The organism is Klebsiella sp. Ech2A (genome assembly GCF_030078455.1).
GTDB classification, from domain to species: domain Bacteria; phylum Pseudomonadota; class Gammaproteobacteria; order Enterobacterales; family Enterobacteriaceae; genus Klebsiella; species Klebsiella terrigena.
The window spans coordinates 31,079-54,796 of sequence record NZ_JAQGFU010000015.1 but is presented as its reverse complement, the minus strand read 5'-3'; the positions used below and the strand labels follow the sequence as shown (position 1 = coordinate 54,796).

Annotated in this window: 22 protein-coding genes and 4 tRNA genes; 19 read left to right on the top strand and 7 right to left on the bottom strand. The window is 57.9% G+C overall.

Annotated features, from left to right (window positions below; all coding sequences use genetic code 11):
• The 9 genes from wzxE to PFH44_RS05860 form a co-directional block, all read left to right on the top strand.
• A partial coding sequence (gene wzxE, locus PFH44_RS05900; protein ID WP_283824561.1) for a lipid III flippase WzxE occupies positions 1 to 726 on the top strand: 726 nt, incomplete at its 5' end.
• Positions 723 to 1,802, top strand: coding sequence for a TDP-N-acetylfucosamine:lipid II N-acetylfucosaminyltransferase (locus tag PFH44_RS05895; protein WP_283824560.1), 1,080 nt, complete (start codon positions 723 to 725; stop codon positions 1,800 to 1,802). The genes wzxE and PFH44_RS05895, both read left to right, overlap by 4 nt.
• Positions 1,799 to 3,145, top strand: coding sequence for an ECA oligosaccharide polymerase (gene wzyE / locus PFH44_RS05890; protein ID WP_283824559.1), 1,347 nt, complete (start codon positions 1,799 to 1,801; stop codon positions 3,143 to 3,145). Before PFH44_RS05895 ends, wzyE begins: the two co-directional genes overlap by 4 nt.
• Positions 3,146 to 3,156: 11 nt before the next feature.
• On the top strand, positions 3,157 to 3,897 hold the full coding sequence (gene wecG / locus PFH44_RS05885; RefSeq protein WP_283824558.1) for a lipopolysaccharide N-acetylmannosaminouronosyltransferase: 741 nt from the start codon (positions 3,157 to 3,159) through the stop codon (positions 3,895 to 3,897).
• Positions 3,898 to 4,234: 337 nt separating this feature from the next.
• Positions 4,235 to 5,620 (top strand): bifunctional threonine/serine APC transporter ThrP, encoded by a 1,386-nt coding sequence (gene thrP, locus PFH44_RS05880; protein WP_045853612.1) that lies wholly within the window; start codon positions 4,235 to 4,237, stop codon positions 5,618 to 5,620.
• 102 nt (positions 5,621 to 5,722) lie between these two features.
• A tRNA-Arg gene (locus PFH44_RS05875) sits at positions 5,723 to 5,799 on the top strand.
• Between the two features lie 65 nt (positions 5,800 to 5,864).
• Positions 5,865 to 5,940, top strand: a tRNA-His gene (locus PFH44_RS05870).
• A gap of 22 nt (positions 5,941 to 5,962) precedes the next feature.
• Positions 5,963 to 6,048, top strand: a tRNA-Leu gene (locus PFH44_RS05865).
• A gap of 42 nt (positions 6,049 to 6,090) precedes the next feature.
• A tRNA-Pro gene (locus PFH44_RS05860) sits at positions 6,091 to 6,167 on the top strand.
• 480 nt (positions 6,168 to 6,647) lie between these two features.
• Here PFH44_RS05860 and hemY read toward each other — a convergent pair.
• Genes hemY through hemC form a run of 4 tightly spaced genes read right to left on the bottom strand, consistent with a single transcriptional unit; the run spans position 6,648 to position 10,735 of the window.
• The gene (hemY, locus tag PFH44_RS05855; RefSeq protein WP_045853611.1) at positions 6,648 to 7,844 is read right to left on the bottom strand and encodes a protoheme IX biogenesis protein HemY; all 1,197 of its coding nucleotides are present in this window, start codon (positions 7,842 to 7,844) and stop codon (positions 6,648 to 6,650) included.
• 3 nt (positions 7,845 to 7,847) lie between these two features.
• The gene (gene hemX, locus PFH44_RS05850; RefSeq protein ID WP_283824557.1) at positions 7,848 to 9,035 is read right to left on the bottom strand and encodes a uroporphyrinogen-III C-methyltransferase; all 1,188 of its coding nucleotides are present in this window, start codon (positions 9,033 to 9,035) and stop codon (positions 7,848 to 7,850) included.
• A 21-nt stretch (positions 9,036 to 9,056) separates the two neighbouring features.
• A complete protein-coding gene (gene hemD, locus PFH44_RS05845) occupies positions 9,057 to 9,797 on the bottom strand; it encodes a uroporphyrinogen-III synthase (protein ID WP_045853609.1) in 741 nt (246 codons plus the stop codon).
• Positions 9,794 to 10,735, bottom strand: coding sequence for a hydroxymethylbilane synthase (hemC, locus tag PFH44_RS05840; protein WP_045853608.1), 942 nt, complete (start codon positions 10,733 to 10,735; stop codon positions 9,794 to 9,796). The genes hemD and hemC overlap by 4 nt, the downstream gene beginning before the upstream one ends.
• Positions 10,736 to 11,083: 348 nt before the next feature.
• Between hemC and cyaA the strand changes: the two genes are divergently transcribed.
• Positions 11,084 to 13,636, top strand: coding sequence for a class I adenylate cyclase (cyaA, locus tag PFH44_RS05835; protein WP_283824556.1), 2,553 nt, complete (start codon positions 11,084 to 11,086; stop codon positions 13,634 to 13,636).
• A gap of 70 nt (positions 13,637 to 13,706) precedes the next feature.
• Here the strand turns inward: cyaA and cyaY are convergent, their stop codons facing one another.
• A complete protein-coding gene (cyaY, locus tag PFH44_RS05830) occupies positions 13,707 to 14,027 on the bottom strand; it encodes an iron donor protein CyaY (RefSeq protein WP_041143490.1) in 321 nt (106 codons plus the stop codon).
• Between the two features lie 138 nt (positions 14,028 to 14,165).
• Here cyaY and lptM point away from each other — a divergent pair, with 138 nt between their 5' ends.
• The 9 genes from lptM (at position 14,166) to PFH44_RS05790 (ending at position 22,241) form a co-directional block, all read left to right on the top strand.
• Positions 14,166 to 14,369: an LPS translocon maturation chaperone LptM gene (lptM, locus tag PFH44_RS05825; RefSeq protein ID WP_045853606.1), complete on the top strand. Its 204-nt coding sequence runs from the start codon at positions 14,166 to 14,168 to the stop codon at positions 14,367 to 14,369.
• A gap of 64 nt (positions 14,370 to 14,433) precedes the next feature.
• A complete protein-coding gene (gene dapF, locus PFH44_RS05820) occupies positions 14,434 to 15,258 on the top strand; it encodes a diaminopimelate epimerase (RefSeq protein WP_045853712.1) in 825 nt (274 codons plus the stop codon).
• Entirely contained in the window at positions 15,255 to 15,962 is a 708-nt protein-coding gene (locus PFH44_RS05815) for a DUF484 domain-containing protein (protein WP_041143492.1), read from the top strand. Before dapF ends, PFH44_RS05815 begins: the two co-directional genes overlap by 4 nt.
• Entirely contained in the window at positions 15,959 to 16,861 is a 903-nt protein-coding gene (xerC, locus tag PFH44_RS05810) for a tyrosine recombinase XerC (RefSeq protein ID WP_045853605.1), read from the top strand. The genes PFH44_RS05815 and xerC overlap by 4 nt, the downstream gene beginning before the upstream one ends.
• Positions 16,861 to 17,577: a 5-amino-6-(5-phospho-D-ribitylamino)uracil phosphatase YigB gene (gene yigB, locus PFH44_RS05805; RefSeq protein ID WP_045853604.1), complete on the top strand. Its 717-nt coding sequence runs from the start codon at positions 16,861 to 16,863 to the stop codon at positions 17,575 to 17,577. The genes xerC and yigB overlap by 1 nt, the downstream gene beginning before the upstream one ends.
• A gap of 78 nt (positions 17,578 to 17,655) precedes the next feature.
• Positions 17,656 to 19,818, top strand: a complete 2,163-nt coding sequence (gene uvrD / locus PFH44_RS05800; RefSeq protein WP_045853603.1) for a DNA helicase II — start codon at positions 17,656 to 17,658, stop codon at positions 19,816 to 19,818.
• Positions 19,819 to 19,966: 148 nt separating this feature from the next.
• Positions 19,967 to 20,023 (top strand): YsgD/CorL family protein, encoded by a 57-nt coding sequence (gene ysgD, locus PFH44_RS28015; protein WP_350028775.1) that lies wholly within the window; start codon positions 19,967 to 19,969, stop codon positions 20,021 to 20,023.
• Positions 20,024 to 20,171: 148 nt separating this feature from the next.
• The gene (corA, locus tag PFH44_RS05795; RefSeq protein ID WP_283824555.1) at positions 20,172 to 21,122 is read left to right on the top strand and encodes a magnesium/cobalt transporter CorA; all 951 of its coding nucleotides are present in this window, start codon (positions 20,172 to 20,174) and stop codon (positions 21,120 to 21,122) included.
• 216 nt (positions 21,123 to 21,338) lie between these two features.
• A complete protein-coding gene (locus PFH44_RS05790; RefSeq protein ID WP_133601418.1) occupies positions 21,339 to 22,241 on the top strand; it encodes an endonuclease/exonuclease/phosphatase family protein in 903 nt (300 codons plus the stop codon).
• Between the two features lie 58 nt (positions 22,242 to 22,299).
• Here the strand turns inward: PFH44_RS05790 and rarD are convergent, their stop codons facing one another.
• Together rarD and yigI are read right to left on the bottom strand one after the other, a co-directional pair.
• Complete coding sequence (rarD, locus tag PFH44_RS05785) at positions 22,300 to 23,193, bottom strand: EamA family transporter RarD (RefSeq protein WP_283824554.1); 894 nt, start codon at positions 23,191 to 23,193, stop codon at positions 22,300 to 22,302.
• A gap of 49 nt (positions 23,194 to 23,242) precedes the next feature.
• Positions 23,243 to 23,707 carry an acyl-CoA thioesterase YigI gene (gene yigI / locus PFH44_RS05780; protein ID WP_041143499.1) on the bottom strand — a complete coding sequence of 155 codons (465 nt, stop codon included), beginning with the start codon at positions 23,705 to 23,707 and terminating at the stop codon, positions 23,243 to 23,245.
• Between the last annotated feature and the right edge of the window lie 11 nt (positions 23,708 to 23,718).

Genomic DNA, 23,718 nt, shown 5'->3' with positions numbered 1-23,718 from the left:
CTGCTAGGGCTGGGGCTGGTTCCCGCGCTGGTGGTGGTTCCGGCGGCTATCGGGTTGTGGCGGCGGGGGAGTATCCCGCTCAGCGCGCTGCGCCCGCGCTGGGATAACGGCCTGGCGGGGCAGCTGTCAAAATTTACCCTGATGGCGCTGATTACCTCGGTAACTCTGCCGGTCGCTTACGTGATGATGCGTAACCTGCTGGCGGAGCATTACGGCTGGGAGGCCGTGGGGATCTGGCAGGGGGTGAGCAGTATTTCCGACGCCTATCTGCAGTTCATCACCGCGTCGTTCAGCGTCTATTTGCTGCCTACGCTCTCCCGGCTAACCGCCAAAGCGGATATTACCCGCGAGATCGGCAAATCGCTAAAATTTGTCCTGCCGGCGGTGGCGGCGGCGAGCCTGACCGTCTGGCTACTGCGCGACTTTGCCATCTGGCTGCTGTTTTCCGAACGCTTCACGGCGATGCGTGACCTTTTTGCCTGGCAGCTGGTGGGCGACGTCCTTAAGGTCGGGGCCTATGTCTACGGCTACCTGGTGATCGCCAAAGCGTCACTGCGTTTTTATATTCTGACGGAAATCAGCCAGTTCACGCTGTTGACCGCCTTCTCACACTGGCTTATTCCGGCGCACGGCGCAGTTGGCGCAGCGCAGGCGTATATGGCTACGTATATTGTTTATTTCGCCCTTTGTAGCGGCGTGTTTTTACTTTGGCGTAAACGGGCATGACAGCACTGATACACGTACTGGGATCGGATATTCCGCATCACAACCAGACCGTTCTGCGGTTCTTTAATGACGAGCTGGCCGCCGGCGACGAGCGGGCGCGCAGGTTTATGGTGGTCGGTGACGCAGCGGGCGTCCGCGAGGCGTATCCGGCGCTATCCATCACCTGTTATCCCGGGAAGAAATCGCTGGCACAGGCGGTCATCTCCGCGGCGAAAGCGGATCGGCGCCAGCGCTTTTTCTTCCACGGTCAGTTCAATACCGGCCTGTGGCTGGCGCTGCTCGGCGGCGGAATTCGCCCTTCCCAGTTCAACTGGCATATCTGGGGCGCCGATCTGTATGAGAATTCGTCCAGCCTGAAGTTCCGGCTTTTCTATCCGCTGCGCCGTATGGCGCAGGGGCGCGTGGGGCGCGTTTTTGCCACCCGCGGCGACCTGAGCTGGTTTGCCCGCCGCCACCCAAAGGTGGCGGGAGAGCTGCTCTATTTCCCGACCCGGATGGATCCAGCGCTGAATACGCTGGCGGATAGCGCTCCGCGCGCCGACGCGCTGACCATTCTGGTCGGCAACTCCGGCGATCGCAGCAATGAACATATTGCGGCGCTGCGCGCTATTCATCAGCAGTTTGGCGATACGGTAAAGGTGATCGTCCCGATGGGCTATCCGGCCAACAATGCGGAATATATTAGCGAAGTGCGCGCGGCGGGCGCGGCGTTGTTTAGCGCCGGGAATTTACAGGTGCTCAGCGACAGGCTGGAATTCAACGATTACCTGGCGCTGCTGCGCCGCTGCGATCTGGGCTATTTTCTCTTTGCCCGCCAGCAGGGGATCGGTACGCTGTGCCTGCTGATTCAGGCGGGTATTCCCTGCGTCCTGAATCGGGAGAATCCGTTCTGGCAGGATATGACGGAGCAGAATATTCCGGTATTGTTTACCGGCGATACCCTGGATGTTGCGGTGGTACGCGAGGCCCAACGTCAGCTGGCGAACGTTGATAAGAACCAGATCGCTTTCTTCCGGCCAAACTACCTGGCGGGCTGGCAGCGGGCATTGCAGATTGCCTCGGGGGTGAGCGCATGACATTAATGCAATTTAGCGGGCTGCTGGTGGTCTGGCTGCTGTCGTCGCTGTTTATTGCCACCGCCACGTATTTTGAGTTTCGCCGGGTGCGCTTTAACTTCAACGTCTTCTTTTCGCTGCTGTTTCTGCTGACTTTCTTCTTCGGCTTCCCGCTGACCAGCATTCTGGTCTTCCGCTTTGACGTCAGCGTGGCGCCGCCGGAAGTGCTGCTGGAAACCCTGCTGGTGTCGGTGTGCTTTTACGCGGTGTATTACGTCACCTACAAAACGCGGCTGCGTTCGTCCGCTCACGATAGCCAGCGCCGCCCGCTGTTCACCATGAACCGCGTGGAGACCCATCTGGCATGGATGATTCTGCTGGCCGTTGCGCTGCTGTGCGTCGGCGTTTTCTTTGCCCACAACGGATTCCTGCTGTTCAGGCTCAACTCCTATAGCCAGATCTTCTCCAGCGAAGTGTCCGGCGTGGCGCTGAAGCGCTTTTTCTATTTCTTTATTCCGGCGATGCTGGTGGTCTACTTCCTGCGCCAGGACTATAAGGCGTGGATTTTCTTTCTTATCAGCACCACCGCCTTTGGCCTGCTGACCTACGCTATCGTCGGTGGCACGCGGGCGAACATCATTATCGCCTTCGCCATCTTCCTGTTTATCGGCATTATTCGCGGCTGGATAAGCCTGTGGATGCTGGCTGCGGCCGGCGTGCTGGGGATTGTCGGTATGTTCTGGCTGGCCCTGAAGCGCTACGGGATGAACGTCAGCGGCGATGAGGCGTTTTATACCTTCCTGTACCTGACCCGCGATACCTTCTCGCCGTGGGAGAACCTGGCGCTGCTGCTGCAGAACTACGATAAGATCGAGTTCCAGGGACTGGCGCCGATGATTAGGGATTTCTACGTCTTTATTCCCAGCTGGATGTGGCACGGTCGACCGTCGATGGTCCTCAATACCGCCAACTACTTCACCTGGGAGGTGCTGAATAATCACTCCGGGCTGGCCATCTCCCCGACGCTGATTGGTTCGCTGGTGGTGATGGGCGGGGTGTGGTTTGTTCCGCTGGGGGCGGTCGCGGTCGGGCTGATTATTAAGTGGTTTGACTGGCTGTATGAGCTTGGCAACCGGGAGAGCAACCGCTATAAGGCGGCCATTCTGCATAGCTTCTGTTTTGGCGCTATCTTCAATATGATCGTGCTGGCACGCGAAGGGCTGGACTCTTTCGGCTCTCGCGTGGTGTTTTTCCTCGTGATCTTTGGTATCTGCCTGCTGGCGGCGAAGTTGCTGTACTGGTTCCTGGATAGCGTAGGACTGATTCATAAGCGGACCAAACCGCTTTCGCAACCTCAGGTCTGATAAGGATTAACATGTCTGAGAGTACTTCCGCGCCGTTGTATCTGCTGAGAGGTTTACAGCTTATCGGGTGGCGCGACATGCAGCACGCACTGGATTTTCTCTACGCTGACGGCGCCATTCGTCAGGGTACGCTGGTGGCGATCAACGCCGAAAAGATGCTGGCAGTCGAGGACGATCCCGAGGTTCGGGCGCTAATTGGAGCGGCCGAATTTAAATATGCCGACGGTATTAGCGTGGTGCGGTCATTACGTAAAAAATATCCTCAGGCCCAGGTATCGCGCGTGGCGGGGGCCGACCTGTGGGAAGCCCTGATGGAGCGCGCCGGAGCCCAGGGCACGCCGGTCTTTCTGATCGGCGGCAAGCCGGAGGTGCTGGCCCAGACCTGTACGCAGCTGCGCCAGCGCTGGAACGTTAACATCGTCGGGAGCCAGGACGGCTATTTCTCCGCCGACCACCGTCAGGCGCTGTTTGAGCGCGTCCGCGACAGCGGGGCCAGCATCGTCACCGTGGCGATGGGCTCGCCGCGCCAGGAGATCCTGATGCGCGACTGCCGGCGGGTCTATCCGCAGGCGCTCTATATGGGCGTGGGCGGCACCTACGACGTCTTTACCGGCCACGTTCAGCGGGCCCCCAGGTTCTGGCAGAACATGGGACTGGAGTGGTTCTATCGTTTGATATCACAGCCCAGCCGGATTAAAAGACAGATCAGGCTGCTGCGCTATTTACGTTGGTATTATACCGGTCAGCTCTAATATTCCACTGCAAAATGGCGATTTTTCACACATATTCTGTGTAATACATTCACCTGGCTGATACTTTATTTGCCATTTCGGCAAAATTAATTAACCATTCTCATGCTTAATGCGCGCCGGCACTCTTTGCCGGCGTGCAGGCAGGGCTATTTCCTTTCACACATTTATAAAAATAACCGGTATATGCGCGGGACCTTCAGAAGGGCATCAGGGCGGCTTATCAGCTAACTTTCCGACATCCATCATGATGACGGAGGGATGGGTGCGTGCTGCCAATAGCGAGGCCGTTCGGCGGGGAACGAGTAAAACCCGGAGCAGGGCAAACACAAGAGGGTATATGACTGAGAAAAAAGCGGAACTTCAGCGCGGGCTGGAGGCCAGGCACATTGAGCTAATCGCCCTTGGCGGTACGATTGGCGTCGGTTTATTTATGGGATCGGCGAGTACGCTGAAGTGGGCCGGCCCGTCGGTCCTGCTGGCGTATATTATTGCGGGCTTATTTGTCTTCTTTATCATGCGTTCGATGGGGGAGATGCTGTTCCTCGAACCGGTAACCGGCTCGTTCGCCGTTTACGCTCACCGCTATATGAGCCCGTTCTTCGGCTATCTGACCGCCTGGTCCTACTGGTTTATGTGGATGGCGGTAGGGATATCGGAGATTACGGCCATCGGGGTTTACGTCCAGTTCTGGTTCCCCGACATGGCGCAGTGGATACCGGCCCTGATTGCCGTTGGGCTGGTGGCGTTGGCGAACCTGGCGGCGGTGCGCCTGTACGGTGAGATCGAGTTCTGGTTTGCGATGATTAAGGTCACGACCATCATCGTGATGATTGTGGTCGGGCTGGGGGTGATTTTCTTTGGCTTTGGTAACGGCGGGCACTCCATCGGCTTTGGCAACCTGACCGAACACGGCGGCTTCTTTGCCGGCGGCTGGAAGGGCTTCCTGACCGCGCTCTGTATTGTCGTTGCCTCCTACCAGGGCGTTGAGCTTATCGGTATTACCGCCGGAGAAGCGAAGAATCCGCAGGTGACCCTGCGCAGCGCGGTCGGCAAAGTTCTGTGGCGTATCCTTATTTTTTACGTAGGCGCCATTTTCGTCATTGTGACTATCTTCCCATGGAATCAGATTGGCTCCGGCGGCAGCCCGTTCGTACTGACCTTTGCGAAGATTGGCATCACCGCCGCGGCGGGCATTATCAACTTTGTAGTTCTGACGGCCGCGCTTTCCGGTTGCAATAGCGGAATGTACAGCTGTGGCCGCATGCTCTACGCGCTGGCAAAAAACCGCCAGCTGCCGGCGGCAGTCGGCAAGGTCTCCCGCAGCGGCGTACCGGCGGTCGGCGTCGCGCTGTCGATCCTGATCCTGCTGGTGGGCTCCTGCCTGAACTATATTATTCCCAATCCGCAGCGGGTGTTCGTCTACGTCTACAGCGCGAGCGTGCTGCCGGGTATGGTGCCGTGGTTTGTGATCCTGATTAGCCAGCTGCGTTTTCGCCGCGCGCATCAGGAGGCGATGGCCAGCCACCCGTTCCGCTCGCTGCTCTTCCCATGGGCGAACTATATTACGATGGCGTTTCTGGTTTGCGTGCTGATCGGCATGGGTTTTAACGAAGATACCCGGATGTCGCTGTTTGTCGGAATTCTTTTTCTGGCCCTGGTTACCCTTATTTATAAGGTTTTTGGCCTCGGGCGGCATGGAAATGTCGATAAAGCGGCTGAATAAGCAGCAAAGCGCATAAAGTGTGAGCAAACGGAAATTTTATTTAAAAAGGCACTAGACAGCGGGGGGGGAAGTCCGTAATATCCGACCCCGCAACGGCGCTAAGCGCCCGTAGCTCAGCTGGATAGAGCGCTGCCCTCCGGAGGCAGAGGTCTCAGGTTCGAATCCTGTCGGGCGCACCATTTAACCCGGTGCTTGAGCTGCGGTGGACTGTTTAAGACAGTGCCGCGTGAAAAGATTTGTAGTGGTGGCTATAGCTCAGTTGGTAGAGCCCTGGATTGTGATTCCAGTTGTCGTGGGTTCGAATCCCATTAGCCACCCCATTATTTGATAGAGTTGTGAATTGCGAAGGTGGCGGAATTGGTAGACGCGCTAGCTTCAGGTGTTAGTGTCCTTAGGATGTGGGGGTTCGAGTCCCCCCCCTCGCACCACGACTTTAAAGAATTGAACTAAAAATTCAAAAAGCAGTATATCGGCGAGTAGCGCAGCTTGGTAGCGCAACTGGTTTGGGACCAGTGGGTCGGAGGTTCGAATCCTCTCTCGCCGACCAATTTTGAACCCCGCTTCGGCGGGGTTTTTTGTTTTCTGCTATTGCAAAAAAATCCTCGTATCTTCCTGATTTAAAAAATAAAACTTCCCTGTTTCTACCGCCATTATTTGCCCAGAAAACTCCCAATTCACCATCAGGGGAGATGTCATCTCCACAGAACCTGTGCGATAATAAACGGGTAGATGCTCATTCCATCTCTTATGTTCGCCTTAGTGCCTCATAAACTCAGGAATGACGCAGAGCCGTTTACGGTGCTTATCGTCCACTGACAGATGTCGCCATTATCTGGTCTCATCAAACACCATGGACACGACGTTGAGTGAAGCACCCAATTTGTTGTCAAACAGACCTGTTTTAACGCCCGCCCTGATTATCAGTGCGGGCGTTTTTTTCTTTCAGGGGCTGGTAAGAAAAGGGCAGGGGATAAACGGAGAAGGCGGCGCGCTGTCGCCCCTGATGAGGCGACAGCGGCTGGGACGGCTACTGCGGCGTATTGTTCTGCAGGGTTAGCAGCAGGCCATCGCGGCGCAGAGTGGCGGCCTCTTCCGGCTGGTGCAGCCGGTCGAGCGTATCGGCCAGCCAGGCGTAGTCAAACGCATCCGGGCGCTGCTTCAGGGCGGCGCGGAACGCGATGCTGGCCTCCTGCCATTCGCCATGGCGCATCAGCGATTGCCCCAGCGTACTCCACAGCAGCGGACGATCGCCGACGGTTTTGATCTGCTGGCGCAGCACCTTTTCCAGCTGTTCCGGATTATTGGTTTTCAGGCGCGGGATAAGCATCACCAGGCGATCGTCATACTGCTTTTTCAGACCGTCGATAATAATCTGCTGCGCGGTATCGTGGTCATCGCTCTCGATGAGCAGATTGGCCATCGCCACCTGCAGCGCGACCTGGCCACGCGTTTTACGGCTTTGGTTTTTCCACCATTCGCGCAGGCCTTCGCTGCCCCGATCGGCCAGCGTCTTATCCATTAAACCAATCCACGCCTGCTGCTCCAGCGCGGCACGATGCTCTTCATCGCCGACGTTGGCTTTGGCCATCGACGGGATGATGTCCAGCAGCGAGTGCCAGGCGCCGGTGCGGGTGTAGGCCTGCTCCGCGAGACGCAGGACTTCAGGATGGCGGGGAGTGATTTCCAGCAGCTTATCAATACCGTGACGCGCCGCATGATTTTCATTGCGCGCCAGCTGCAGACGCACGCGGGCAATCTCTACCGGGATCAGATCGTCCCCGGCGAGCTCCGTTGCGCGCTCAAGATGCTGATTGGCGCGGGCTTCATCGCCGCGCTGCTGGGCCGCTTCCGCCGCCAGAAGATAGTTAACCACCGGCTGCTCGGCGTGATCGGCATTTTTGGCCATCAGCTTTTCAACCTGCTGATAGTCGCCTTCCGCCAGTTTAAGCAGCGCCTGCTCGGTTTGCTTGCGCGCGCGGCGGCGTTTACGTCCTACGAACCAGCCGCGGGTATGGGCGCCGGTGCGAAAAATACGCCGCAGCAGCCATTCAATGGCAAACAGCACCACCATGGTGAGGATCAGTACGATCGCCAGGCCGGTAACGCTGGTTTCAATGTTGTAGTTATCGGTTTGGATCAGCACGTAGCCCTGATGGCCGGAAATGATCGGACCGATAACGATCCCGGCGATCAGCAGTGCGAAGAGTAAGAGAATTTTCAACATGCGTTACTCTCCTTGTGGCGCAGGGGCTGGTGCCGGCACGGCTGGCGTCGGGGCAGGAGCCGGAGCACCGCTCTGCGCGACGGCGGGTTGTGCCATCAGGTTACGCACTCGCGTCTGCATCAGCTTCTCGAGTATTGCCTGACTCTGCAGATTTTCCGGTACGCTCATGGTGATGCTCTGCTGGCTCAGCTTATCGACTTCCTCAAGGAAGGCTTTGGTGGTGGCATCGTCAGTATCGTAATAGGCGCGAACCCAGGTCGATACGTTTTCCAGAGCCTGCTTGTAGGTCTCTTCCTGGTGGCGCGGAACCGCCTGCGCGGCGACCAGCAGGCGGGAGCGAATATTCTCGCGCAGGTAGACGTCCTGGTTCGGCGCCAGCAGCGGCACTGCCGTTTCATCGCGGCGGCGGATGGTGATAAAGCTGTCCATAAAGCTCTGCCAGCTCTTCTGCAGGTTAATGCGCCACTCGCCGATTGAGCTGGACAGCTCTTCGCTGTCGGAATCCATCGGCGAGTCGTCGTCGTTATTATCCGCCAGACGCAGGTTGTCTATCTGATTAGCGAGCTGATTCACTTTGAGAATGATGCCGTCGTAGTCGACCTGGCTTACCGCCGAGAGCGAGGCGATATCGTCGGTGATGGCGCGGCGGGCGCCAATCAGGCTGGGGTCGTTCATGTCGGCGAGGCTGGCGTCGGCGCTTTTGAGCAGCGCGGCAGCGGTGGGGACGTCCTGATCGCTCCACAGCTTGCGTCCGGCAACCTTCACCAGGAAATCAGCCTGCGCCAGCAGCCAGGTTTTAGCGTCGCTGCCGGAGATAACGGCCACTTTCTGCTGCACTTCTTCCAGCTGCTTCGCCAGCGCATCCTGCTGGCTTTTGGCCGCGGTCAGCTGGTCAGCCTGCTGCCTGATGATGCCTTCGAGTTCGGTTTTTTGTCCTTCCTGCGATTTCTGCAGGGCCGCAATCTGCGCGGCTAACGCTGAGCTGGCCGCGTTCTGGCGGGATAGCTGCTGCTTGTGCACGCTGTACAGGCCTACGCCAGCGGCGAGGGCAATAGCGATAGCGACCGCGCTCAAAACAAGACTGGTTTTATTCCCGCCGTTTTCCTTCCCGGTTTTCTCTGGCTGTGGCGTCTTTTCCACGGCCTCCCTGGTCTCTTCAACCACGGCGGATTGATTTTGTTGTTCCGTCATTATGGCTTCCAATGTTGAGAGTTATTGTAATGCGCGTAGCAGCGTATCGTTGTCGGCGCTTTCGGCAACCTGGATATCCTGCCAGCCCAATTCCCGTGCCTGCTGGGCCAGGCGCTCGCTGACAACTAAAATGCGACAGCGGAGGAGCCACCGTTCTCGATACCATTGCGGGATCAGCGTCCAAAGCTGTTGCAGCATCTCACCGCTGGTGATGACCAGCGTGGAGACGCCGCGAGACTGCCAGCGCACTGCTTCTTCTGCACCATCATAATGCTTTGCACAACGTTGATAACACTCACAAAAAGTGACATCAGCGCCGCGCTCGCGGAGCGTTTCGCCGAGTAATTCCCGGCCGCCGTTGCCGCGAAGCAGGAGGGCCTTCTTACCAGCAATGTTTTGTAATTCAGGTAATTGTAGCAAGACTTCGCTGATTTCCCGATCTAATGGGTAGCGAATATTCTGGCTGCTGACCTTATGCAGGGCCAGCGCCGTGGTACGGCCAATGGCAAAATAGCCGGGAGCCAGCGGCCAGCGCAGGGCCTGCTGCTGCAGGCGAGCGTGGGCAAACTCCACGGCGTGCTGCGAGAGGGCGAACAATAGATCGCCCGCGGAGAGAGCCGCCAGCCGGTCGCCGAGCGTGTGCAGCTCGCGGCCGGGCGTAAATTCAATCAGTGGAAAGCTCCAGGCCACGCGTCCCAGCCCGCGCAGGCGGCTGACCAGCTCTTCGCCCTGCGGCAGCGGACGGGTGACCAGGATACTCATCGTGGCGCTTCTCCGGCATAAACGGCGGTCAGGATCTCCCGGGCGCCGTTATCCAGCAGCTCTTCCGCCAGAGAGACGCCAAGGCGCTCGGCGTCTTCAGGGCGCCCGCGGCGTTCGCCGTGAACCAGCTGTGAACCGTCCGGCGCGCCGACCAGCGCGCGCAGCCACAGCTCGCCGTCAATAAGCTCGGCGTAGCTGCCGATCGGCACCTGACAGCCGCCCTCAAGGCGGGTGTTCATCGCCCGCTCGGCGCGAACCCGTATCGCCGTAGGCGTATGGTTCAGCGGCGCCAGCAGCGCCTGCGTCCACTCGTCGTCAAGGCGGCACTCAATGCCGACTGCGCCCTGCCCGACGGCGGGGAGAGATTGTTCAGGGCTTAACGGCTGGCGAATTCGCGCTTCGAGCCCGAGGCGTAGCAGCCCCGCCGCGGCGAGAATAATCGCGTCATACTCACCGCTATCCAGTTTGCCCAAACGGGTACCGACGTTTCCGCGCAGGGAACGAATCTGCAGATCCGGGCGCCGTGCGGCCAGCTGACACTGGCGGCGTAAACTTGACGTGCCAACGATGCTGCCCTGAGGCAGCGCGTCAATGGAGGCATAGTGATTTGAGACAAAAGCGTCGCGCGGATCTTCTCGCTCACAAATCGTTACCAGCCCGAGGCCCTCGGGAAACTCGACGGGAACATCCTTCATAGAATGGACGGCGATATCGGCGCGCCCTTCCATAATGGCAAGCTCTAACTCTTTGACAAACAGGCCCTTGCCACCCACTTTTGCGAGGGGCGTATCAAGGAGCACGTCGCCGCGAGTGACCATTGGCACCAGTTCAACCTTGAGCTGCGGATGGCAGGACTCAAGGCGCTCTTTCACATAATGCGCCTGCCATAGCGCAAGTGGGCTTTGCCTTGTGGCAATTTTCAAAACTTTGTCTAACATGCTTGTTACCGTCATTGTCGACCACAAACCATCCTAACATTGTTGTCTTATGGATGTTAGTTTTGTGGGTCAGGGCCTCGGCCATCTCTTTATTGGCCTTTTATGCGCATACCGGTTGCCGAACCGTAGAGAGGAATTTACACGCAGTAAACGGTGCTACACTTGTATGTAGCGCATCTTTCTTTACGGTCAATCAGCAAGGTGTTAGATTGATCACGTTTTAAACCATTTGTCCGTCAGCAGTTCATCACAACCACACCGACGACGAATGGTGACGGTTTTTGTTGAAATACTGAAACCCGGTACTGGCTATGGTACGTCGGGTTTTTGAACATCAGGCGATATGTCTTGTACCTCTATATTGAGACACTGAAACAGAGACTGGATGCCATCAACCAACTGCGCGTAGATCGCGCGCTTGCTGCCATGGGACCCGCTTTTCAGCAGGTTTACAGTCTACTGCCGACATTACTACATTATCATCACCCGTTGATGCCGGGTTACCTTGACGGTAACGTTCCCCGAGGCATTTGCTTTTACACGCCTGATGAAACCCAACGCCACTACCTTGACGAGCTTGAGCTAAACCGCGGAATGCTGACGCAGGAGCCGCCGAAAGGCGAGCTGCCGATTACCGGCGTTTACTCCATGGGCAGCACCTCATCCGTCGGCCAAAGCTGTTCTTCCGACCTTGATATATGGGTTTGCCACCAGGCCTGGCTCGATACCGACGAGCGCCAGCTGCTGCAGCGTAAATGCAGCCTGCTGGAGAGCTGGGCGGCGTCGCTTGGCGTGGAGGTCAGCTTCTTCCTGATCGATGAGAACCGCTTCCGCCATAACGAAAGCGGTAGCCTGGGCGGCGAAGACTGCGGCTCTACGCAGCATATCCTGCTGCTGGACGAATTCTACCGCACCGCCGTGCGCCTTGCCGGCAAGCGTATTCTGTGGAACATGGTGCCGTGCGACGAAGAAGAGCACTATGACGATTACGTCATGAGCCTCTACGCGCAGGGCGTGCTGACGCCGAACGAATGGCTGGATCTCGGCGGCCTGAGCTCGCTGTCGGCGGAAGAGTACTTCGGCGCCAGCCTATGGCAGCTGTATAAAAGCATTGATTCGCCTTATAAGGCGGTGCTGAAAACGCTGCTGCTGGAAGCCTATTCCTGGGAATACCCCAATAACCGCCTGCTGGCGAAAGATATTAAACAGCGCCTGCACGACGGCGAGATCGTTTCCTTCGGTCTCGATCCCTACTGCATGATGCTGGAACGCGTCACGATCTACCTGCAGGCCATCGAGGACGAGACGCGCCTCGACCTGGTACGCCGCTGTTTCTACCTGAAAGTGTGCGAAAAGCTGAGCCGCGAGCGCGCCTGCGTGGGCTGGCGTCGCGAGGTGGTGAGCCACCTGGTGAAAGAGTGGGGCTGGGATGAAAAGCGTCTGGCGATGCTGGACAACCGGGCCAACTGGAAGATCGACGAAGTACGCAAAGCGCACAACGAACTGCTTGATGCGATGATGCAGAGCTACCGCAACCTGATTCGTTTTGCGCGTCGCAACAACCTCAGCGTTTCCGCCAGCCCGCAGGATATTGGCGTGCTGACCCGTAAGCTGTACGCGGCGTTTGAAGCGCTGCCGGGGAAAGTGACCCTGGTGAACCCGCAGATATCGCCGGATCTCTCCGAACCGAATCTGACCTTTATCCACGTGCCGCCGGGCCGCGCCAACCGCACCGGCTGGTACGTCTATAACCGCGCGCCGGATATGGAATCGATCGTTAGCCATCAGCCGCTGGAATATAACCGCTATCTGAACAAGCTGGTGGCATGGGCGTGGTTTAACGGCCTGCTGACGTCGCGCACCCGGCTGTTTATTAAGGGCAACGGCATTGTCGATCTGGCGAAGCTGCAGGAGATGGTGGCCGATGTTTCTCACCACTTCCCGCTGCGTCTGCCTTCGCCTACGCCGAAAGCGCTGTATAGCCCCTGCGAAATCCGCCATCTGGCGATTATCGTTAACCTTGAATACGATCCGACCGCCGCGTTCCGCAATCAGGTGGTGCATTTTGACTTCCGCAAGCTGGACGTATTTAGCTTTGGCGAAGAGCAGAAGTGCCTGATAGGCAGCGTGGACCTGCTGTATCGCAACTCGTGGAACGAAGTGCGAACCCTGCACTTCAACGGCGAGCAGGCGATGATCGAAGCGCTGAAGACCATTCTGGGCAAAATGCACCAGGACGCCGCGCCGCCGGATAGCGTTGAAGTGTTCTGCTACAGCCAGCATCTGCGCGGGCTCATCCGCACCCGCGTGCAGCAGCTGGTCTCCGAGTGCGTTGAGCTACGCCTCTCCAGCACCCGTCAGGACACCGGCCGCTTCAAGGCGCTGCGCGTCTCAGGACAGACGTGGGGCCTGTTCTTTGAACGTCTTAACGTCTCGGTGCAGAAGCTGGAAAATGCCATTGAATTCTATGGCGCCATCTCGCACAACAAGCTGCACGGCCTGTCGGTTCAGGTAGAAACCAACCACGTCAGGCTGCCGCAGGTGGTGGATGGCTTTGCCAGCGAAGGGATTATTCAGTTCTTCTTTGAAGAGGCGGATAACGACAGCGGATTTAATATCTATATTCTCGACGAGAGCAACCGCGCCGAGGTTTACCATCACTGTGAAGGCAGTAAAGAGGAGCTGGTGCGCGACGTTAGCCGCTTCTACTCCTCATCGCACGATCGGTTCACCTACGGTTCCAGCTTTATCAACTTCAACCTGCCGCAGTTCTACCAGATCGTTGACGTTGACGGCCGGCCGCAGGTCATTCCCTTCCGTAGCCAGGCCATCGGCGCCGTGACGGCCCCGGTCAATCAGGATGCCGCGGCGTCGCCGATGCTCCAGCAGCACTACTCCTGATATCGCCAGGTATTCCCCGGCTGCGCGACGCGTACCGGGGATACCGATGAGCGTAGCCAGCTAGCCCGCTTTAACGGAAGCTCACCGCTTCGCCTGCCTGATGCGTTGCCGCCTGCTCCAGCAGATCCCAGAAGGTTTCGCCGCTGCGATCGCAGATCCACTCGTCGCCTTTGAGGTCAAAATGGTAGCCGCCCTGCTTGGTAGCCAGCCAGACCTGATGCAGCGGTTCCTGACGGTTGATAATGATTTTGCTGCCGTTTTCAAAGCTAATGGTCAGCACGCCGCCGTTAATTTCACAATCGATATCGCTATCGCCGTCCCACTCGTCCAGGCGCTCTTCGATAGTCATCCACAGGCTGTCGGCCAGGCGATGGAATTCACTGTCATTCATGGTTCTACCCTGCTTTTTTGAAGATGGCGGCAGTATAGCGCGAAACAAAAGCGCGCGCAGTCGGATGCTAAACGCTTGCTTTTACGTCTTCTCCTGCGATGATAGAAAGCAGAAAGAATGACTCACGGGCAACTATCAATGAAAAACGCTTTTCCTACGCTTGCCGTTCTGCTGGCGATCTTCAGCCTCACCGGCTGTGGTCTGAAGGGGCCGCTCTATTTCCCACCGGCGGATAAAACGGCGCCGCCGCCGACCAAACCGGTCGATAGCGGTATCCAGAGCGCGACGCCGGATCGTAACGATCGCGGCGATAGCGGTGGCCCGACCCAGGTAGACTACTGACGATACTCCCCGGGACGAACGGCCTGCCGTCCTCCTGAAACGCAAATTAGTTAGAGTACAGATGATGCAGTTTTCTAAAATGCATGGCCTGGGTAACGACTTTATGGTCGTTGACGCGGTAACACAGAATGTTTTTTTCTCTCCGGAGCTGATTCGCCGGCTGGCAGACAGGCATCTTGGCGTGGGCTTCGATCAGCTGCTGGTTGTCGAGCCGCCCTACGATCCGGATCTGGATTTTCATTACCGCATCTTTAACGCTGACGGCAGTGAAGTGTCGCAGTGCGGCAACGGCGCGCGCTGCTTTGCGCGGTTTGTACGTCTGAAAGGCCTGACCAATAAACGTGACATCCGCGTCAGCACGGCGAACGGTCGTATGGTATTAAGCGTAACGGAAGACGATCTGGTGCGCGTGAATATGGGCGAGCCGAACTTTGAGCCGTCCCAGGTCCCGTTCCGCGCGAACAAAGCGGAAAAGACCTATATTATGCGCGCCGCTGAGCAGACAGTATTGTGCGGCGTGGTCTCAATGGGGAACCCGCACTGCGTCATCCAGGTCGATGACGTGGAAACCGCGGCGGTGGAAACGCTTGGCCCGGTGATGGAAAGCCACGAACGCTTCCCGGAACGCGCGAACATCGGTTTTATGCAGATAGTCGAGCGTCATCGCATTCGCCTGCGCGTCTATGAGCGCGGCGCGGGCGAGACCCAGGCCTGCGGCAGCGGCGCCTGTGCGGCGGTCGCGGTCGGTATCCAACAGGGGCTGCTGGCCGAGGAAGTACGCGTGGAATTACCAGGCGGGCGTCTTGATATCGCCTGGAAAGGCCCGGGCCAACCGTTGTTTATGACTGGCCCGGCGGCACACGTCTACGACGGATTTATTCATTTATGAAACAACTCGGGGAAGAACAGCAGGATACGATCGGCGCGCTGGATGACCGCGCGGTGGTGGACTATCTGTTGCAACATCCTGAATTCTTTATTCGTAATGCCGCTCTTGTGGAGCACATGCAGGTTCCTCACCCGGTTCGGGGGACGGTTTCGCTGGTCGAGTGGCACATGGCTCGCGCGCGTAACCATATCAACGTGCTGGAAGAGAACATGTCGCTGCTGATGGAGCAGGCGACGGCCAACGAAAGCCTGTTTCAGCGGCTCCTCCATCTGCAGACGCGGCTGGCGGCGGCAGAAAGCCTCGATGAGATGCTCAATCGCTTTCATCGCTGGGCCCGCGAGCTCGGCCTGGCCGGCGCGACGGTGCGCCTGTTCCCCGACAGCTGGCGGCTCGGCGCGCCCTCAAAATTCACCCACCTTGCGTTGACCCGACAGGCCTTTGAACCCGTGCGTATTCAGCGTCTCAGGCAGGAGCGCCACTACCTCGGCCCGCTGAACGGACCGGAGCTGCTGGTGGTGCTGCCGGAGGCGAAAGCCATCGGCTCGGTGGCGATGTCGCTGCTGGGCGGCGATGATGCGCCAGGCGTGATGCTGTTCAGCAGCCGCGATGCGCAGCACTATCAGCAGGGGCAGGGCACACAGCTGCTTCAGGAAATTGCCCTGATGCTGCCAGGCCTGCTGGAGCGCTGGGTTGAGCGCGCATGATCGACTCTCCTCTGTTTACCGCCGTTGCCCGCTTCCTGCGCTATCTTGGCGTGGAGCGTCAGCTTAGCCCGATTACGCTGCTTAACTACCGACGCCAGCTTGATGCGCTGGTGGCGCTGGCTGAAAGCGCCGGCTTGAAAAGCTGGCAGCAGTGCGATGCGGCCCAGGTCCGCGGGCTGGCGGTGCGGAGCCGCAAACAGGGATTGGGGCCGGCAAGCCTGGCGCTGCGCCTCTCGGCGTTGCGCAGCTTCTTTGACTGGCTGGTGGCGCAGGGCGAGCTGAACGCCAACCCGGCAAAGGGAATTTCGGCGCCTAAAATACCGCGCCATTTACCGAAAAATATCGACGTGGATGACGTCAACCGGCTGCTGGATATCGATCTCAACGATCCGCTGGCGGTACGCGACCGGGCGATGCTGGAAGTGATGTACGGCGCGGGCCTGCGTCTTTCTGAGCTGGTGAACCTCGACATTAAGCACCTCGACCTGGAGTCAGGAGAGGTGTGGGTGATGGGGAAAGGCAGCAAGGAGCGCCGCCTGCCGATTGGCCGTAGCGCGGTGGCGTGGATTGAGCACTGGCTGGATCTCCGCGGCCTGTTCGGCACCGATGACGATGCGCTGTTTTTGTCGAAGCTTGGCAAACGCATCTCCGCGCGCAATGTTCAAAAGCGTTTTGCCGAGTGGGGAATTAAGCAGGGGCTGAACAGCCACGTTCATCCGCATAAGCTGCGCCACTCCTTTGCCACGCATATGCTGGAATCAAGCGGCGATCTGCGCGGCGTGCAGGAGCTGCTGGGCCATGCCAATCTCTCCACCACTCAAATCTATACCCATCTTGACTTTCAACACCTTGCCTCGGTGTACGATGCAGCGCATCCGCGCGCCAAACGGGGGAAATAATGCGTTTTTACCGACCTCTGGGCCAGATTTCAGCACTGACGTTTGACCTGGACGATACCCTTTATGACAACCGCCCGGTCATCGACCGGACGCTGCACGAGTCGCTGGCCTTCGTGCGCAGCTACCATCCTTCGCTGAGCCAGTTCGACGCCCATCACCTGCAGCAGCTGCGCCAGACGCTGCTGGAGACCGAGCCGGATATTTACCACGACGTGACCGAATGGCGAAGGCGTGCTCTGGTGCTGGGGATGATGAACGCCGGACTCTCTGCCGCGCAGGCCGAATCCGGCGCCGATGCAGCGATGGCGAACTTTGCCCACTGGCGCAGCCTGATTGACGTACCGCAGGAAACCCACGATACCCTGGCCGCGCTGGCGGAGAAGTGGCCGCTGGTGGCGGTGACTAACGGCAATGCGCAGCCGGAACTGTTCGGCCTGAGCGACTATTTCCGCTTTGTGCTGCGCGCCGGGCCTGACGGGCGTTCTAAGCCGTTTGCCGATATGTATCATCTGGCGGCGGAACGTCTGGCGCTGCCGCTGGGGCAGATACTCCACGTCGGCGATGACCTGACCACCGACGTGGCGGGCTCCATCCGCTGCGGCATGCAGGCCTGCTGGATTAAGCCGCAGGGCGCCGACCTGATGCACACCACCGACAGCCGGCTGCTGCCGCACATTGAAATTTCGCGGTTGGCATCTCTGACCTCGCTGATATAATCACCATTAGTTCTGTATATATTAACAGTATGCCCGGTCGGCGAAGCGCTGCCGGGCGGCTCATTTCCGGCGGTGCCAATGGACGTTTCTTACCTGCTCGACAGCCTTAATGATAAACAGCGTGAAGCCGTCGCGGCCTCGCGCACCAATATGCTGGTTCTGGCTGGAGCGGGCAGCGGTAAGACCCGCGTACTGGTGCATCGCATTGCCTGGCTTATCAGCGTAGAAAACTGTTCGCCCTACTCCATTATGGCGGTGACCTTTACCAACAAAGCGGCGGCGGAAATGCGCCATCGTATCGGCCAACTGATGGGCACCACCCAGGGCGGCATGTGGGTAGGCACCTTCCACGGCCTGGCGCACCGTCTGCTGCGCGCCCACCATCTTGATGCCAACCTGCCGCAGGATTTCCAGATCCTCGATAGCGAAGATCAGCTGCGCCTGCTGAAGCGTCTGATCAAAGCGATGAACCTCGACGAGAAGCAGTGGCCGCCGCGCCAGGCGATGTGGTACATCAACAGCCAAAAAGATGAGGGGCTGCGCCCGCATCATATCCAGAGCTACGGCAATCCGGTGGAGCAGACCTGGCAGAAGGTGTATCAGGCCTACCAGGAAGCCTGCGATCGCGCAGGGCTGGTGGATTTTGCCGAGCTGCTGCTGCGCGCGCACGAGCTGTGGCTCAACAAGCCGCATATTCTTCAGCACTACCGCGAACGCTTTACCAATATCCTCGTCGACGAATTCCAGGATACCAACAACATTCAGTATGCCTGGGTTCGCCTGCTGGCGGGCGATAGCGGCAAGGTGATGATCGTCGGCGATGATGACCAGTCGATCTACGGCTGGCGCGGCGCGCAGGTGGAGAATATCCAGCGCTTCCTGACCGATTTCCCCGGCGCCGAGACCATTCGCCTGGAGCAGAACTACCGCTCAACCAACAATATCCTCAGCGCCGCCAACGCCCTGATTGAAAATAACAGCGGACGTCTGGGCAAGAAGCTGTGGACCGACGGCGCCGATGGCGAACCGATCTCCCTGTACTGCGCCTTTAACGATCTCGACGAAGCGCGTTTCGTGGTTAACCGAATCAAAACCTGGCAGGAAAACGGCGGGGCGCTGGAGCAGTGCGCCATCCTTTACCGCAGCAACGCCCAGTCGCGCGTGATGGAAGAGGCGCTGCTGCAGGCCAGCATGCCGTACCGTATTTACGGCGGCATGCGCTTCTTCGAACGCCAGGAGATCAAGGATGCGCTCTCCTACCTGCGCCTGATTGCCAATCGCAACGATGACGCCGCGTTTGAGCGCGTGGTCAATACGCCGACCCGCGGCATCGGCGATCGCACCCTGGACGTGGTGCGTCAAACGTCGCGCGACCGCCAGCTGACGCTGTGGCAGGCGTGCCGCGAGCTGCTGAAAGATAAAGCCCTTGCGGGCCGCGCCGCCAGCGCCCTGCAGCGCTTTATGGAGCTGATCGACGCGCTGGCGCAGGAGACGGCGGATATGCCGCTGCACGTCCAGACCGACCGGGTGATTAAAGATTCCGGCCTGCGCATCATGTACGAGCAGGAGAAGGGTGAAAAAGGCCAGACGCGTATCGAGAACTTAGAAGAGCTGGTGACGGCAACGCGCCAGTTCAGCTACAACGATGAAGATGAAGATTTAATGCCGCTGCAGGCGTTCCTTTCTCACGCCGCGCTGGAGGCGGGCGAAGGGCAGGCGGATACCTGGCAGGATGCGGTCCAGCTGATGACCCTGCACTCGGCGAAAGGCCTGGAATTCCCGCAGGTGTTTATCGTCGGCGTGGAGGAGGGGATGTTCCCGAGCCAGATGGCGCTCGACGAGGGCGGACGTCTGGAAGAGGAGCGCCGCCTCGCCTACGTTGGCGTGACCCGTGCGATGCAGAAGCTCACGTTGACCTACGCCGAAACCCGTCGTCTGTACGGCAAAGAGGTTTACCATCGTCCGTCGCGCTTCATCGGCGAGCTGCCGGAAACGTGCGTGGAAGAGGTGCGCTTGCGCGCAACGGTGAGCCGTCCGGTTAGCCATCAGCGAATGGGCACGCCGATGGCGGAAAACGATACCGGCTACAAACTGGGTCAGCGCGTGCGCCATCCGAAGTTCGGCGAAGGCACCATCGTCAATCTGGAAGGTAGCGGCGAGCATAGCCGCCTGCAGGTGGCTTTCCAGGGGCAGGGTATCAAATGGCTGGTGGCGGCCTATGCGCGGCTGGAAACAGTGTAACAGTAAGAAAAGTATCGTTTTTTTGTAATAATCTGCTAGCCTTATATGCTAAAGGGCAGGATTTGCTCTTTAGCGTTCCGTTGCGTGTTGACGCCGTTTTTGCGCTGGCGTAACATGCGCGCACGATTACGCTAAGAGGACATTCGCCTTGGACACACCCAGTAGATGCTGGCTCAACTTCCTGTCCGTCAGGAACAACTCCTAAGGCTATCCTCTTATGCTGATAGCCTTAGCGGTTGTCAGCGACCCGTCATACCCGTCGCTCTGAGTCAGGCTTAATGGTCTGAAACCCCTTTTGTTTCTGTGTGCCCACCGAACTGTCCGATAATTTTTTTGCATTGGGAGTCCCGGTCATGCTGAGCGCATTTCAACTGGAAAATAATCGTCTGACGCGCCTGGAAGCCGACGAGATCAAGCACCTTGCCAGCTCGGTGTGGGTCGATTTGGTCGAGCCTGACGATGACGAACGTAGCCGCGTGCAGACGGAACTGGGTCAGAACCTGGCAACCCGTCCGGAGCTGGAAGATATCGAAGCGTCGGCGCGTTTCTTCGAAGATGAAGACGGTTTACACATTCACTCATTTTTCTTCTTTGAAGATGCAGAGGATCACGCCGGCAACTCCACGGTGGCGTTTACCATCCGCGAAGGGCGCCTTTTTACCCTGCGCGAGCGTGAGCTGCCTGCGTTTCGTCTCTACCGCATGCGCGCGCGCAGCCAGGCAATGGTTGATGGTAACGCCTACGAATTGCTGCTCGATCTGTTCGAAACAAAAATCGAACAGCTGGCGGATGAGATTGAAAATATCTACAGCGACCTGGAAAAGCTGAGCCGGGTGATTATGGAAGGTCGTCAGGGCGACGAGTACGATGACGCGCTCTCTACCCTGGCGGAACAGGAAGATATCGGCTGGAAGGTGCGTCTGTGCCTGATGGATACTCAGCGGGCGCTGAACTTCCTCGTGCGTAAGGCGCGCCTGCCGGCGGGCCAGCTGGAGCAGGCGCGTGAGATCCTGCGAGATATCGAATCGCTGCTGCCGCATAACGAGTCTCTCTTCCAGAAGGTGAACTTCCTGATGCAGGCGGCGATGGGCTTTATCAACATCGAGCAGAACCGCATCATCAAGATCTTCTCGGTGGTCTCCGTGGTCTTCCTGCCGCCAACCCTGGTGGCATCAAGCTATGGGATGAACTTTGAGTTTATGCCCGAGCTGCACTGGAGCTTTGGTTATCCGGGGGCGATCGTCTTTATGATGCTGGCCGGCCTGGCGCCATACCTCTACTTTAAGCGTAAAAACTGGCTTTAAAACAATAAATTATATCAAAACCGGCCGCCCTGTCAGGTGGCCGGTTTTTTTTCGCCTTTATGTCGGCCAGCCGCGCCGGAGAACGGAAACAGGCTTTGATTATCGCGAGCTACTTAATTCTCTACGCATCAGAAGTGTGGGCCATAAGTCACATAACGGCTGAGGGATAATTGTTACCATCGCAATATTCCCGATAAATAAAGGTGAAATTTTATAATGAAAAGTATCTTTACACTACCCTTCCTGGCCCTTGCCTGCCTCTCCGTTAATGCACAAGCTGTTGAAAAACTTGCTGGTAATGAGATTCTTGCGGTTCAAAAGGGCGGCGTTGCGGATAAAGTCTACGCCGAGAATTATCCTCAGCTGAAGATTGCGACCTATAACATCGGCAAGAATGAAGCGTCCGATAACGTGGCGGATTTTACTGCACTCAATTTAGCGATTAAGAATATCGGCGCCGATATTATTGCGGTTCCGGAAGTCGATAATAAAACCGCCAGAAGCCAGAAAATCGATCAGCTAAAAACCATCGCGGACGCCAACCACTATCACTACGCCTTCGGCAAAGCGCTGGATTTCGACGGCGGTGAGTATGGTCTCGGTATTCTGTCCAAATATAAAATCGACCACACCCAGGTGATTAAGCTGCCGTCGGGGGATGCCGAGCAGCGAATCGCGCTGCTGGCGCAAATCGCCGTTCCCGGCTTTGACAGCCCGGTGCTGGTGATGGTGACCCATCTCGACTGGCAGAAGGATCCGACGATGCGCGTGGAGCAGGTTCGCCATCTTCTGGACGTGAGCATCGGCGATGCCCCATCTGACTTTAAAGATATCGCCTCATCGATCAAAATCCTCGCGGGTGATTTTAACTCCACGCACGATGAGCAGCCGTTAAAAGAGGTGGGTTATTTCTTTAACCCCGTGGTGAAGCAGGGGACGGATTACCGCACCTGGCCCGCGGTTAACCCGGCAATCGATATTGACCATATTTTTACCTTCAAGGGGCAAAAATGGAATGTGAAAAAAATCGAGGTGCCGCATAACTCGCCGGCCTTTGCCTGGTCATCCGCCAGCGATCATTTACCCCTGATTGCCGAGCTGGAGCTCACCGAGCAGTAAAAATAACGCGCCGGCCTCTGCGGGTGAGAGGCCGGCGCGTGAGGAGGACGCGACGGCGCTAAGCCCGACGCAGCCGGCGCTGGGTGTACAGCGCGTCGACGATAAACACCGCCAGCGCGACCCAGATAAAGGCGAAGGTGACCATCTTATCTGCCCCCGGAACTTCCCCGTAAAACAGCACCGCTAGCAGGAACATCAGCGTTGGGCCAATGTACTGGAAAAAGCCCAGCGTGGAGAGGCGCAGGCGGGTGGCCGCGCCGGTAAAGCACAGCAGCGGGATGGTGGTCACGACGCCGGCAGCTATCAGCAGCAGGTTCAGCGACCACGGGTTTTGGCCCATATGGCTGGTGGGGCTATCGGCAATACCGAACAGGTAAAGGGCGGCAACCGGCAACAGCCACAGGGTTTCAAACAGCATCCCGGTTTGGGCATCGACGGCAATCTTCTTGCGCACCAGCCCGTAGAAGGCAAAGCTAAACGCCAGTCCGAGGCCAATTATCGGCAGCGAACCAAAGGTCCATAGCTGCACCAGCACCCCGCAGAGCGCCAGCAATACCGCCAGCCACTGCATGCGGCGAAAACGCTCGCCGAGGAAAAGCATCCCCAGCACAATGTTGACCAGCGGGTTAATAAAGTAGCCGAGGCTGGCTTCCAGCATATGGTGGTTATTCACCGACCAGATGAAGAGCAGCCAGTTGCCGCCAATCAGCACCGCCGACAGCGCCAGCAGGAGCACCTTTTTCGGCGTCTGCAGCAGCTTTTTAACCTGCGGCCACTGGCGGCTAAAGCTAATAAGCGCCAGCATAAAGAAGAAGGACCAGATCACGCGGTGAGTCAGAATTTCATCTGCGGGAACGTAGTAGATAAGCTTGAAATATGCGGGTGCAACACCCCAGATAAAATAGGCGGCAAGAGCCAGAATAACGCCAAGCCGCGTTTGTTTTGCATCCATCGGTAAAATCCGTTACGCCAAAACAGCGATGTTACTCGATTTACGCCGATCAACCCACCATATACGTCGCCGTGGCGCTGGCGATATAAACCTGATCTTCGTTATGTAATTCTACGCGGGCGACCGCCACTTTATTCCCGGCGCGCAGCAGGCTGCTGGTGGCGGTGAAGTGTTCTCCGCGGCCCGGCCGCAGGTAGTCGACGCGCAGATCGATGGTGCCCATACGCGACAGGCGCTGGCGCAGCTCTTCTTCGTTGATGGTCTCATGGCGGGTCAGCGTACTGCCGACGCACACCAGGCCGGCGGCAACGTCCAGCGCCGAGGCGATCACGCCGCCGTGCAGAATGCTTTGCGCCCAGTTGCCGACCATCATAGGCTGGTTTTTAAAGCTCAGCTGGGCGAACTCTTTTTCGTAACGCTCCAGCTTCAGGCCTAAGGCGCGGTTAAACGGCATATGGTTGACAAAAATTTCTCCCACCAGCTTTAGGGCGGCTTCGGAAGTGAGTTCAGACATAGCGGGTGTAT